Source organism: Alteromonas sp. (assembly GCF_984505615.1).
The window spans coordinates 16684-29687 of sequence record NZ_CFHOXV010000030.1 but is presented as its reverse complement, the minus strand read 5'-3'; the positions used below and the strand labels follow the sequence as shown (position 1 = coordinate 29687).

Sequence of the window (13004 nt, the reverse complement as noted above, 5' to 3'; positions counted from 1 at the left end):
AGGTAGAAATACATTATGTTGCATCGCTACACCCTTTTCGTGCTGGTTTTGCTCTACCTGGTGGTACTGGTTCAGTTCTTCAGGGAAAAACACCGTGTTTCCGGTGCGCCATGGGTGCTGGCAGCCATGATAGTGTGGCCATTCATTCTCACCGATGAATGGTTACGTGCCTTCGGACAGGATGCCGCCGGACTGTCGGTGCTCACTGTATTTACCCCATTGCTTTCACTCACATTACTGTACCGTAGTGTCAAACTGCTGGTTATTGATAATGCCAGACCTTCTAAATTGTTACTGTGGTTGCCGGTCGCCCTGGCGCTGCTGGCGGAAATCCCTTTATTGTTTGTCAGCGCTGAAGAAAAAGCGCAATGGCTGGTCTCTTCTCCCACAGGTCATCCGCTGGACAACTGGCATATCTATCTGGTTTATATGGTCACCGGGTTCGGTATTCTGGTACTCGGGATCCTGATCACCGAACTGATACAGAATTACCACCGTTACCTGTCATCTCAGGTGGCTGATGTGCGGGAATTTCGTGTACAGTGGCTCGGCGGTGCTATGGGAGTTACTGTTGGTCTGGCATTCTGCTGTATTTTGCTGGTCACAGCCGGTGCATTCGGTTTTTTCGATATTCACTTCTGGCAGTCATTGTTTAACCTGCTGTTTGCTATCGCCTTATTGCAAACGTTTATTGCGGTTATTCGTCCGCAACATACGTCTCCGTCGCCGCTGGATTATCACCGCCTTGACGATTTAAAAGCCGAACAGTGCATCATGCGGGAGGCGCTGGTTAAGGCTGAGCAGACAATGACGGATGCAGAAGCGTTTAAATCCCCGGGTTTGCAGCTCAAAGCCTTTGCCGGTCAGTGCCATGTGGATCCCACTACCCTGGTGATTGCGCTGAGGTTACTGGAAAAAAGAGATTTCAGAAGCTTTGTTTACCAGTACCGTCTGGCCTATGCCAAAAATGAGCTTATCGGTAGCGATGACTCACTGGCGGCGCAGGCAAAACGTCTCGGTGTGCATTCAGAACAGTTTCTGAGTGGTGTCATGATGAACCACATGCGCAAGCAAAGATAGTCTGTTGCGCGTTGTCACCTGCCGGCCTGAAAAGGCAGATATCAGGTGAAGTGGCGGTGCAATACTGCGCCGGTAAACGAGGTACGTAAGTAGAATCCTCTGGGGCGGGTTTTTATTTTCTGTCCGTCAGCATCAAAGGCATCTGTCAGCACATTGCCACTGGCAGCCTTAGGCCGGATGTGGAGTGCCTGACCAAGACGCGCAGTGATTTTTTCCACTTCTCCCAGCACAATCATTTCTGTGAGTTCTTCCCAGTCTTTTTGCAGGATGGCGTCTTCCCGGGCGTCCGGTTGCCAGAAAAATGCCGTGGCAACACGTCGCTGAGCGAGGGGGATGGCGCGGTCACCTTCCAGCGGCACCCATAAAACCTGTTGAAGCTTATTGCGCACATTAGATGTTTGCCAGGTGGTACCAGGTTTACTTATCAGCGGCGCGTAACAAACATACGTGGTTTCCAGCGGATTAAAATTTCCGTCAATAGGAATCGTTTTCAGCTCTACACCGAGTTCCGGAAAGTCCTGTTGAGGCTTAGACCCAGCTGTAGCTCCCAGCCATTTTTCTATCAGCATACCCGGCCAGCCCTTATGCCGTTGCAGATTTTCCGGAATGGCAACATGCGCCAGCTCTGCCAGTTCGCCCAGTGACAAGCCGGCAATCCGGTAGCTGCGTGCCAGTAACTCTTCCGGTGTAGCGGGGGCGGTATCGGGTGGCTGCAAGAGACTCTCCGGGTAATATTTGCTGAATTAGGATTAATGCTTTGAAAGGGCTATAGTTTATGGAAGAATGCAGAAATAGAAAAGTTTATCGTGCCCGGGAGTCTATGTGATAGATGCCGACGGATTCCGTGCGAATGTGGGCATAGTGATTTGCAACAAAATGGGTCAGGTGTTTTGGGCAAGGCGTTATGGTCAGCATTCATGGCAGTTTCCACAAGGCGGAATTGATGAAGGGGAAACTGCAGAACAAGCTATGTACAGGGAGTTGCACGAAGAAGTAGGGTTAACGCAAAAAGACGTTACTGTTTTAGGTGTTACCCGCAACTGGTTGCGATACAAATTGCCAAAGCGATTAATTCGCCAGGGCAGTTCTCCGGTATGTATCGGGCAAAAACAGAAGTGGTTTCTGCTTCAGTTAGATTGCCAGGAAAAAGATGTCAATGTGCTCAAAAGTGGTCATCCTGAATTTGATGACTGGCGCTGGGTGAGTTATTGGTATCCCATCCGAAATGTCGTGTCTTTCAAACGGGATGTATACCGTAAGGTGATGAAAGAATTTGCCGGTGTTACAATGCCCGCGGGTCAACGCGTGCAAAACAATCCGCCGGGGAAACCCAACAAACGTAACCGCAAGCGCCGGCGTAGCGGTTAAACAGGAGAGCATCTTCGTGGCTGGAACCGGGAACATACTCACCACGTTAAAACGCATCGTACAGGAAATGAACCAGATCCCGGATTTGGATCAGGCTTTGTTTCGTCTTGCGTCCCGGGTTAAGCATACGATGCAGGTGGACTCCTGCTCTATCTATCTTGCTGATTATGAAAAGCAGGATTTCGTGCTTAAAGCCACAGATGGTCTGCACCCTGATGCGGTGGAACTGGTCCGCATCGGATTCTCCGAAGGCTTAATAGGTCTGGTGGGGCAGCGTGAAGAACCGCTGAATATAGAAAATGCGCATCAACATCCCCGCTTTAAGCATTATCCAGAAGTAAAAGAAGAAAACTACAACGCTTTCCTTGGTACACCGATCATCCATCAGCGCAAAGTGCTGGGCGTGATCACCATGCAGCAAAAAGCCATGCGCCGTTTCGGCGAAGACGAAGAAGCATTCCTCGTCACACTGGCTACCCAACTTGCGCTTGAAATCACCAATGCGGATATCCGCGGTGCACTTACGCCGAATGCGGCAGTGGAATCTGTTCCGAGACAAAAAAATGTGCGCGGTATTGCCGGCTCTCCCGGCCTGGCTGTGGGTACTGGTTATTCCACAGACAGTTCAATTTCCCTCCGTAACTGGGTAGTAAAACGCTGTACTGATAAAGATCTGGAAATCCGTCTGTACCGGCGAGGTGTAGAACTTACCCGTAAGCACGTTGATGATTTATCCGGTCGTCTGGATGAAGCAATTCCCGATGACGTGAAGTCCATTTTTCAGCTTTATCATCATTTGCTTGACGCCAACAGTCTGGGACGCGAAGTCGAAGCGAAAATCCGTGAAGGGTGGGATGCAGCCTCATCGCTGAAAATGGTGGTGGAAGATTACGCCGCTAAATTCCAGAATATGGAAGATCCTTACATGCAGGAGCGGGCAATTGATATTGTTGACCTGTCGAACCGGATCCTGCTGAATATTCTGTACGACAATAAAGGCAAGACGCCGGTTAATAACGAGGTAAAAGGCGACAGTATTCTGGTTGCTGAAGAAGTCAGCGCCTCTATGCTGGCAGAGTTTCCGCGGGCTTACCTTAAAGGCATCATTTCTATCCGCGGGTCGAACAACTCCCACGCCGCTATACTCGCCAGAGCCATGGGGGTGCCGGCGGTTATGGGATGCCAGAACGTCTCCCCGGCGCTGCTGAACGGTAAAGAAATCCTGCTTGACGGCTACGCCGGTGAAGTGATTATTTCGCCGGAAAAAACCATCCGTAATGAATTTACCCAGCTGATTGCTGAAGAAGCGACCTTGTCTGAGCGTATTGATGCTGAAGCAGGGCAGGTATGTAAAACGCAGGATGGCTGTCGCATTGCGCTTTATGTGAATGCGGGGTTATCGGCGGAGATCGAAGCGACACAATTTGCTAATGCTGACGGCATTGGCCTTTACCGTACCGAAATTCCGTTCATGCTCAGAGAGCGGTTCCCGTCTGAGCAGGAGCAGGTAGAACTGTACCGGCAAATCCTGATGGCCTCACCGGAACAGCCAATCACCATGCGTACGCTGGATGTCGGCGGTGATAAACCTTTGCCTTACTTTCCGATTAACGAAGAAAATCCGTTTCTTGGCTGGCGGGGGATCAGACTGACGCTGGACCATCCGGAGATTTTTCTGGTACAGGTGCGGGCAATGTTGCGGGCCAGTATTGGTTTAACGAATCTGCAAATCATGCTGCCAATGATCTCCTCCGTCGCGGAAGTTCAGGAGGCAAGGCGTCTTATCGACCAGGCTTTCTTTGAAATCAGTGATGAAGTTAAAGACATGGATGTACTGCTTGAACGTCCGAAGCTGGGTATTATGCTGGAGGTGCCTTCGGTACTTTATCAGTTGCCACAGCTGGCCAGACAGGTAGATTTCTTCTCTGTCGGTAGTAATGACTTAACGCAATATTTGCTGGCGGTGGACAGAAACAATACCCGTGTGGCCAGTTTATATAACAGTTACCACCCGGCGGTGCTCAGTGCTCTGTATGATATCGTTAAGCAGGCGGATGCCAATCAGGTACCGGTTACTGTTTGCGGAGAGATTGCCGGTGAACCGGGCGGTTCCATTCTGCTTATGGGAATGGGTTACCGCAAATTAAGTATGAACGCCCACAACCTGCGCAAAATAAACTGGGTGGTACGCAACGTTTCTCTGGAAGAGTCTAAACAACTGCTTATTAAAACCCTGACAGCAAGTACTCATGAAGAAGTGTTTGTTTATATCAATCAATATCTGGAACAGCGCGGGCTGGGTGGTCTGGTACGGGCAGGCTCATAAAGTAACCATTTATCTCCTTGTTATTACTAAACAAATGTTACTTATGCCCGATTCGACTTAAACGATTCTCATTCTTGTTTTATGATTCTCAATCAGATGAGAAAATCCTAATACGTAAGGAATCGTATGATGTTTGGAAGAAAGCGCGTCGACCCCCTCCCGCAGGTAAATACCGCAGCAGAAGAAAAGGCTCTGGCTCTGCAGGCCATTGAAGACAACATCGGCATGATTACCTTCACGCCGGACGGTACTATCTTATCCGCCAATGCCATCTATGAGAGACTGCTTGGCGTGCGGGAAAGTGACGTGGTGAATAAACATCACCGGATTTTCTGTCCCGGAACGGTGAGTGAGTCACCCGAATACCAGTCATTCTGGCGGGAACTGGCCAGTGGCCGTGCAAACCGTGGCCGTTTTGAACGCCGGAACAGTGCCGGTGAAGCTGTATGGCTGGAAGCTACCTATTTTACTGTTAAAGACAAAACCGGCCGGATCATAAAAATCGTCAAACTGGCGAAAGATGTCACCGAAAGCCACAACGAATGGCAAAATAAAGAAGCCCTTTTCGAAGCATTAAACCGTTCGATGGCAGTGATCGAATTTTTGCCGGACGGCACAGTCGTCACAGCCAATCAGAACTTCCTGGATGCTATGCATTACCGCCTCGATCAAATTGCCGGCCAGCATCATAAAATGTTCTGCGATGATGTATTCTACCGTAACCATCCTGATTTCTGGAAGCGTCTGGCCAGCGGTACTTTTCAGTCCGGCAAATACAAGCGAATTGATGGCAAGGGCAACGAAATCTGGCTGGAAGCGACATATAACCCAGTATTTGACCAACAGGGACGCGTCGAAAAGGTGATCAAGTTTGCTACTGACATTACCGCACGTGTTACTTCTGCCCACGACACTATTGCACTTGCTTCACTTACGAGCGAACGCACCTCAAAAGCGTCCGCAGAGGCTACCGCCGCGCTGGAACATTCCGAGGCTTTATCTGTACAAATTTGTGAGCGTGTTGTTGAAGCATTGAACAGTAGTGCTCAGTTAAGCGGTCAGGCAACAGATATCCGCAACATTGTGAGTACTATCCGCTCCATATCAGAACAGACTAATTTGCTGGCTCTGAATGCCGCTATTGAAGCAGCCCGCGCCGGAGAGGCTGGCCGGGGCTTTGCTGTCGTTGCAGATGAGGTGCGCTCGCTGGCTGGCCGTGCAAGTCAGGCCACCGGTGAAATTGAGAATGTGGTGAATAATAATAACGCGTTGATTGAGCAAATTACCTCACAGATGTCGTTAATCGACTCCAGCGCCAGTGACGAAAAAGATGCACTGAATAAGATAGCCACCAACCTTCATGAAGTCACGCAAAGTCTTCAGGAGCTGGTTGCTGCAGTGACAGATCTGGGAGAATAGTTGCAGCCGGTGTCAAGAAACACAAATCGTCATGGTTCTGTGATACGCTACGCGCCTCGTCAATCCGGATGCGGCGCATGGACCCTTTTTTAATACTTTTCTTTTGCTGTATGGCCTTAGGCCTGGTTGTTGGCCTGCTCGCCGGGATGCTCGGCATCGGCGGCGGTCTTATTATCGTTCCCTGTCTTTCCTACCTGTTGGTACACTTCCTTGGCGTAAATACCGATACCGTTATGCCTATGGCTGTTGCCACCTCGTTATCGACCATTATTTTTACCGGGTTATCCTCCGCGCTGGCCCATCACAAACTGGGTAATCTCGACCGTCATATTGTTATCTGGAGCAGTATTGGTATTGCCTTCGGGGCCATAGCCGGCGCTCACGTCGCCAGCGCTATATCGGGACATACATTGAAAAATATCTTTGCGGTGCTGGTAATAGCAGTGGCTGCACAGATGGTATTTGGCCGCAGACAGGTCTCTTCTCATAAAGCCGGTAAACCCGCACTGGTTTCTGTGGGCGCGGGAACCGGTTGTGTCAGTGCATTAATGGGCATTGGCGGTGGCGCTCTGCTGGTACCGGCACTGGTGTGGTTTCAGGTGAATGTACGGCAGGCAATCGGCTGCGCAGCATTCAGCGGACTGGTCGTCGCACTGTTTGGGACCGCCAGCTTTATACTTACCGGTTCAGCCGTCGACGGACTTCCGCAAAACTCGATAGGTTACGTGTATTGGCCGGCAACTTTAGGTATTGTGTGTACCTCGGTATTTACCGCCAATATCGGCGCCCGTCTGGGTCAGCGGATGAATACTGTTTTATTGAAGAAAATGCTCGCCTGCCTGCTGGTGCTGGTAAGTATAAGAATGATTGTAGGAATAGAATAAACCATGGCAGAAAGTAGTTATCTGGTCTTTCCCAACATAGACCCGGTTATATTTAGCATCGGCCCGTTGAGTGTGCGCTGGTACGGTATGATGTACCTTGTGGGTTTTGTGGCTGCATATATGCTGGCGCAAAAACGCCTGTCACAAACTAACTGGACCCGTGACCAGTTGAGCGACCTGCTGTTCTGGGGATTCGTGGGGGTGATTTTAGGTGGTCGTATCGGCTATGTACTGTTTTATCAGTTCGGTATGTTCCTGGAAGATCCTACTTATCTTTTCAGAATATGGACAGGTGGTATGTCTTTCCATGGCGGGCTTCTGGGGGTACTGGTTGCACTGGCATGGCAGGCAAAGAGAATGAACGCCACGTTCCTGCAAATCGGTGATTTTGTTGCGCCTCTTGTCCCCATTGGTCTTGGAGCCGGCAGAATAGGTAACTTCCTGAATGCCGAATTATGGGGGCGTCCTGCCGACGTGCCCTGGGCGATTATTTTTCCCGGCGCAGGAGAGCAGCCCCGTCACCCGTCTCAATTGTATGAGTTCGCGCTTGAAGGTGTGTTACTGTTTACTATTCTCTGGCTGTTTTCTGCGAAGCCGCGTCCTACGGGTGCGGTAGGCGGTTTATTCCTGCTCGGTTACGGCTGTTTCCGCTTCATCGTTGAGTACTTCCGTGAGCCGGATCAGCACATCGGTTTGTATTCCGTGGGTCTGAGCCAGGGGCAACTACTCTGTGTTCCCATGATCCTGCTCGGCGCCGGCCTGATGGTATGGACTTACATGCGTAAATCGCCGGTACAAAAATCAGAACAATCATAAGAAAAAGCAAGTATGAAAGAATACCTCAAACTGATGCGTCATGTGAAAGAGCATGGCGTAAAAAAAGAAGACCGTACGGGTACCGGCACGTTAAGTGTATTTGGCTATCAGATGCGTTTCGACCTTGCGAAAGGGTTTCCGCTGGTCACAACCAAAAAGTGTCATTTGAAGTCTATCATTCATGAGTTGTTATGGTTTCTTAAAGGTGAAACCAACATTCGTTATCTCAAAGAAAACGGTGTTTCAATCTGGGATGAATGGGCAACAGATGAGGGCGAGCTGGGGCCGGTTTATGGCCATCAGTGGCGCAGCTGGGATGCCGGAGACGGCACCACAATCGATCAGATTAAAGACGTAGTAGAGCAAATCAAAAGTAATCCCGATTCCCGCCGGTTGATTGTCAGTGCATGGAATCCTGCCGTATTACCTGATACGTCTGTTTCGCCCAAAGAAAATGCAGCCAACGGCAGACAGGCTTTGCCGCCGTGTCATACCATGTTTCAGTTTTATGTGCTGAACGGTAAATTGTCCTGCCAGTTATATCAGCGCAGCGGTGATGTGTTCCTGGGTGTACCCTTCAATATTGCCAGCTATGCGTTACTGACTCTGATGGTGGCGCAGGTATGTGATCTGGAACCCGGTGAATTTATTCATACCCTGGGTGATGCTCATCTGTATTCCAACCATCTGGAACAAACAGAGATCCAGTTAGCCAGAGAGCCGTTTCCATCGCCGCAAATGAACATAAACCCGGCAGTGAAAGACTTGTTCGGTTTCAAGTTTGATGATTTTGAACTGGTAAATTACCAGGCTCATCCGCACATTAAAGCGCCTGTTGCTATTTAAGGGGCAGAAATGACCACACCGGTACTGATTTGCGATGACTCAGGCTTCGCACGCAAGCAAATGGCCCGTTCCATTCCTGATGGCTGGGATGTGAGTATTTCGTTTGCCGGTAACGGTCAGGAAGCCCTTGACGCAATCCGTGCAGGCAAAGCCGATGTGATGTTTCTTGATTTAAACATGCCGGTGATGGATGGCTATGAAACCATGAAAGCCATCCGTGAACAGGATTTGCCTTGTCTGGTGATTGTGGTGTCCGGTGATGTACAGCCTGAAGCGCGGGAACGCATGGTAGCTTTGGGGGCGCTGGATTTTATCCGCAAGCCGATGGACAACCAGAAACTCACTGCCTTATTGCGTCAGTACGGTATTTACAGCGGTGACAGCAGTGCGCAGAACCGAACGTTGCAACTGGCCGGCACGCAAAAAAATACCGCAGATGAGCAACTGGATGCCTACCGCGAACTGGTAAATGTTGCCATGGGGCAGGCCGGTGAGAGCCTTGCCCGGTTGCTCGGTGAATTTATCGATTTGCCTATTCCCAATGTTAATGTCATTGAAGCCACAGAACTGCATATGGCGCTGGCTGAAGCACATCAGAATCAGCGGGTTTCAGCCGTTTCCAAAGGTTTTACCAGCGCGGGCATTAAGGGTGAAGCACTGGTGATTTTCAGTGACACCAAAATGGAAAATATTATCCGGCTGCTGAATTACAACGACCAGGTCGCCACAGAAGATCAGCAACTCGAAGCGTTAATGGACGTATCCAATATTCTTACCGGTGCCTGTCTTAACGCATTATCTGCCCAACTGAATGTAACCTTCAGCCATAGTCATCCCATATTGCTGGGACAGCACAGCGGGTTTGAAAGTATGTTGAATAATAATGCGAGTCGCTGGGGGAAAGTCATGGCGATTGAAATTGCCTATGCCATCAAAAGCCGGGATATCCGTTTTGATCTGTTGTTACTGTTTCCGGAGCAATCGATGGCCAAGATTTATTCCCGCCTGGTCGATGAGGAATATGTAGCATGATTTCTGATGAACTGATTAGTATGCACTGGCAACAGGATCTTTTGAGTTCTGTTGAGGTGGGCATAGTGGTAATGGACAAAGATTTCACCATCGAAGTGTGGAATCAGTTTATGGAGAATCACGCCGATCTGCGGCCGGGTCAGGTTAGCGGTAAAAAGCTTTTTTCTTTGTTTGATGAGATAGATGAACAGTGGCTCAGAAGTAAAGCTGACCCGGTTTTCAATCTGAAGACCCCTGTCTTTATTATCTGGGAGCAGCGTCCGTATTTGTTCCGCTTCAGCACGAGCCGGCCTATTACATCTGATGCCCTTTACATGTTCCAGAACGTGACCATGTTTCCGCTTTCTTCACCGGATGGCACGGTAAACAAGCTGTGTATGCTGGTGTATGACGTAACAGATCAGGCATTGAGTAAGCTTCGGGTAGAGCGTCTGAATGACGAATTACAGCATATGAGCCGGGTGGACGGGTTGACCGGTTTATTCAACCGTCGCTACTGGCAGGAGCGGTTTGATAGTCTGTTTAAGTTGTCTCAGCGCCGTGAAACTGTATCGACAGCCTGTATGCTGGATATTGACCACTTCAAAAAAATCAATGATACCTACGGGCACCAGGCCGGTGATCTGGTGATAAAAACGCTGGCCAGAGTTATCCAGAAAAGTATCCGTGAAACCGATCTGGCCGGTCGTTACGGCGGGGAGGAGTTTGCGGTGATCCTGGTGGATTCAACTGCATCAAACGCGCTTAAGGTTGCTGAGCGCATCCGCCGGCTGGCGGAAGCCATGGTGATTGATCATGAAGGGCATCAAATCTGCTTCACAGTCAGTATCGGCCTCAGTGAATTCCGCAAACCGGTCAATTCTTCTATGGCATGGCTGGAAGAAGCCGACCAGGCGTTATATATGTCTAAGAATAGTGGCCGTAACCGGGTATCTGTATGGCATCACGAAAACGAAGAGCAAATAGGGCAGTTGCAGGGTTAAGACACCGCCAGCAGCAGCTTCATGGTATTTTTCAGTTCCTGATAGGCGACCGGCTTCACCAGATGGTAACGCATACCTACTTCCATTGAGCGTTGTTTATCGCTTTCATAAGCACTGGCCGTAACGGCCACCAGATGGGATTTGCAGCCACGTTCTTTGAGTATTGTTGCTACTTCAAAGCCGCTCATATCCGGCAAATTGAGATCCAGTAAAATAATACTGAACTCTTCCTCGCCGGCTCTCGACAGTGCGCTCTCACCGTCCTCTGCAAGGGTAACGTCATAGCCCAGGTTTTCCACCATATCCCGCAGGATCTCAGCATTAATAGGCTCGTCCTCGACGATAAGCACACTGACTTTGTCTGACTGACTGAAAGATTTGCCTTTATTGAGACTCAGATGGTGAATGGAGTCGATAAAACGGTTCCTGTCGATGGGTTTAACAAACACCTGCCAGGCCGGAATGTTGGAGTTGGCAATAATATTGGCAATTTGCGGCGCAGCCGAAACCATAATGACCGGAGGCATCCGCTCACCCAGCATAGCTTGCAGATAATTGGCTAATTCAGCGCCATTAATACCCGGCATGTAATAGTCGGTGATGATGCCGTCATAGGTTTTCAGTTTATCCTGATTGGCCAGCAAATCAGCACCCGACAGGTAGGTATCAACGTGATAGCCTTCACTCTCAATCATGTGGGATAAGTGAATGCGGGTGATTTCCTGGTCATCAACAACGGCAAATTTTGAGGACGATACAGGCTTTTTCGCCTCGCGGGTATCACCTTTGGCTGCGTTGAGCGGTACATTCAACGTAAACTCCGACCCGTTATGAAGTGCGCTGGTAACCGTGATAGTGCCGCCCGCCTGTTCCACCAAAGTGCGGGATGCATATAATCCCACGCCTGCTCCGCTGTATAACCTTGAATTGCCGTGAGCCTTGTAGAAGCGCTGAAATATATTATGCAGGTCGCTTTCGGGGATGCCGATGCCGGTATCAACCACACGAATCGTCAACAGCAGCTTTCCGTCACTGACAGACAGACGGTTGTATACTGATACTGAGCCTTCAGGAGTGAATTTAACCGCATTATCCAGAATATTTTTGAGTGCTTTAATCAGACTGGATGAGTTTCCGTTCACATAGTGGGGCAGAGTACTCTCGTTCTTTACCTGATAATGCAGGTTTTTTTGCTGGCAATTGTAAGCAAACTGGCTGAGCGCATCGTCCAGTAACCGGATGAGGTCAAAATCTTCATTTACAAACACCTCATCAATTTGTTTCGACTGCATGCTATCCACCAGGTTGCTTGTCAGCATAAGCAGGCGATAGCAGCTTTGTTCTGCTTTCTGAATCAACTGACCCTGTCTGGATTGCATGTTTGGCATAAGCTCTAACGCACCGATAATGGCTGAAATCGGCGAACGGAATTCATGACTCATACTGGCCAAAAACTCTTCCTTGGTGGATACCACCTTATTCGTTTGTTCACGTTCGAATTCCACATCCCGCTTCGCTTCCTGAACCAGATTAAATTGCTCCAGCACCAGATTTTTCAACGGTCTGAAGAGCAACAACACAGTGAGCAAAGACAAGCCCAGAGTGATGAACCAGATTCCCAGTAACATCCACTGGTTAAATCTCAACTCAGCAGAGAGTTGCTGTTCAAAAAGCAGTACCGCATGGTCGAGATCTTCCAGCAGCTCAGTGGCTTCAGAAAGGCTGACCGGAGACGCAGAGGTCAGAGCAGAATCCGGCATACTGGCAAGTTCCAGAGCCCGGTCAGCATACTCAAGGGCATGGGAATCAAGGTCACTTTCTTTCGAAAAATAAAGTGTTTCCAGAGCACCGGATAAGGGGGTAAATAAGCCATTCAGAGATTGCCTGGCAACCAGTACTTCATGGCTTCTGGCAAACTCCCGTGTCCGGTCAACAAGCTCCGACTTCAGTGATACTCTGCGGGCGCGGTCATCTTCAGACACAAGCAGGTTTTGCAGAAATGCGATGCGCTGAGACAACATGCGCTGCTTTCCTGCAATATTGATTATCTGAGGTTGTATTTGGGTCGAAACGAGATACTGCTGAGTCCATGCAAAGTACACTGTGAGTAACAGTGCAATAGCACTTAGTGCAACAAGGTAAGTTCGCCTGATTTTCCCTTTTAAATCTTCAATGGTCAGCATGAATGAAGGTACGTGTTGATGTTTATAAAGCGTAGTTGTTAAATTTCAAATTACCAGTAATCCGGCA

General features: G+C 49.4%; 11 protein-coding genes. 9 read left to right on the top strand and 2 right to left on the bottom strand.

Annotation, left to right across the window (positions count from 1 at the left end):
- The first annotated feature begins 15 nt into the window (after positions 1 to 15).
- Entirely contained in the window at positions 16 to 1080 is a 1065-nt protein-coding gene (locus AC4PME_RS14935) for a helix-turn-helix domain-containing protein (RefSeq protein ID WP_490708344.1), read from the top strand.
- Between the two features lie 41 nt (positions 1081 to 1121).
- Here AC4PME_RS14935 and mutH read toward each other — a convergent pair whose 3' ends face one another.
- Positions 1122 to 1796: a DNA mismatch repair endonuclease MutH gene (mutH, locus tag AC4PME_RS14930; RefSeq protein WP_119500006.1), complete on the bottom strand. Its 675-nt coding sequence runs from the start codon at positions 1794 to 1796 to the stop codon at positions 1122 to 1124.
- A 106-nt stretch (positions 1797 to 1902) separates the two neighbouring features.
- On the opposite strand from mutH, the gene rppH reads away from it, so the two are divergent.
- From rppH to AC4PME_RS14890, 8 genes are all read left to right on the top strand, one after another.
- Positions 1903 to 2448 carry an RNA pyrophosphohydrolase gene (rppH, locus tag AC4PME_RS14925; RefSeq protein ID WP_491045733.1) on the top strand — a complete coding sequence of 182 codons (546 nt, stop codon included), beginning with the start codon at positions 1903 to 1905 and terminating at the stop codon, positions 2446 to 2448.
- Positions 2449 to 2482: 34 nt separating this feature from the next.
- The gene (gene ptsP, locus AC4PME_RS14920; RefSeq protein ID WP_491045772.1) at positions 2483 to 4774 is read left to right on the top strand and encodes a phosphoenolpyruvate--protein phosphotransferase; all 2292 of its coding nucleotides are present in this window, start codon (positions 2483 to 2485) and stop codon (positions 4772 to 4774) included.
- Positions 4775 to 4900: 126 nt separating this feature from the next.
- Positions 4901 to 6193 carry a methyl-accepting chemotaxis protein gene (locus AC4PME_RS14915; RefSeq protein ID WP_119500008.1) on the top strand — a complete coding sequence of 431 codons (1293 nt, stop codon included), beginning with the start codon at positions 4901 to 4903 and terminating at the stop codon, positions 6191 to 6193.
- 77 nt (positions 6194 to 6270) lie between these two features.
- A complete protein-coding gene (locus AC4PME_RS14910; RefSeq protein WP_491045732.1) occupies positions 6271 to 7077 on the top strand; it encodes a sulfite exporter TauE/SafE family protein in 807 nt (268 codons plus the stop codon).
- A 3-nt stretch (positions 7078 to 7080) separates the two neighbouring features.
- Positions 7081 to 7893 carry a prolipoprotein diacylglyceryl transferase gene (lgt, locus tag AC4PME_RS14905; RefSeq protein WP_491045730.1) on the top strand — a complete coding sequence of 271 codons (813 nt, stop codon included), beginning with the start codon at positions 7081 to 7083 and terminating at the stop codon, positions 7891 to 7893.
- 12 nt (positions 7894 to 7905) lie between these two features.
- Positions 7906 to 8739 (top strand): thymidylate synthase, encoded by an 834-nt coding sequence (locus AC4PME_RS14900; protein ID WP_491045729.1) that lies wholly within the window; start codon positions 7906 to 7908, stop codon positions 8737 to 8739.
- Between the two features lie 9 nt (positions 8740 to 8748).
- Positions 8749 to 9771, top strand: coding sequence for a response regulator (locus AC4PME_RS14895; RefSeq protein WP_491045728.1), 1023 nt, complete (start codon positions 8749 to 8751; stop codon positions 9769 to 9771).
- A complete protein-coding gene (locus tag AC4PME_RS14890; RefSeq protein ID WP_119500013.1) occupies positions 9768 to 10754 on the top strand; it encodes a sensor domain-containing diguanylate cyclase in 987 nt (328 codons plus the stop codon). Before AC4PME_RS14895 ends, AC4PME_RS14890 begins: the two co-directional genes overlap by 4 nt.
- On the opposite strand, the gene AC4PME_RS14885 is transcribed toward AC4PME_RS14890, so the two are convergent.
- Positions 10751 to 12937: a response regulator gene (locus tag AC4PME_RS14885; RefSeq protein ID WP_119500014.1), complete on the bottom strand. Its 2187-nt coding sequence runs from the start codon at positions 12935 to 12937 to the stop codon at positions 10751 to 10753. The genes AC4PME_RS14890 and AC4PME_RS14885 overlap by 4 nt on opposite strands.
- Between the last annotated feature and the right edge of the window lie 67 nt (positions 12938 to 13004).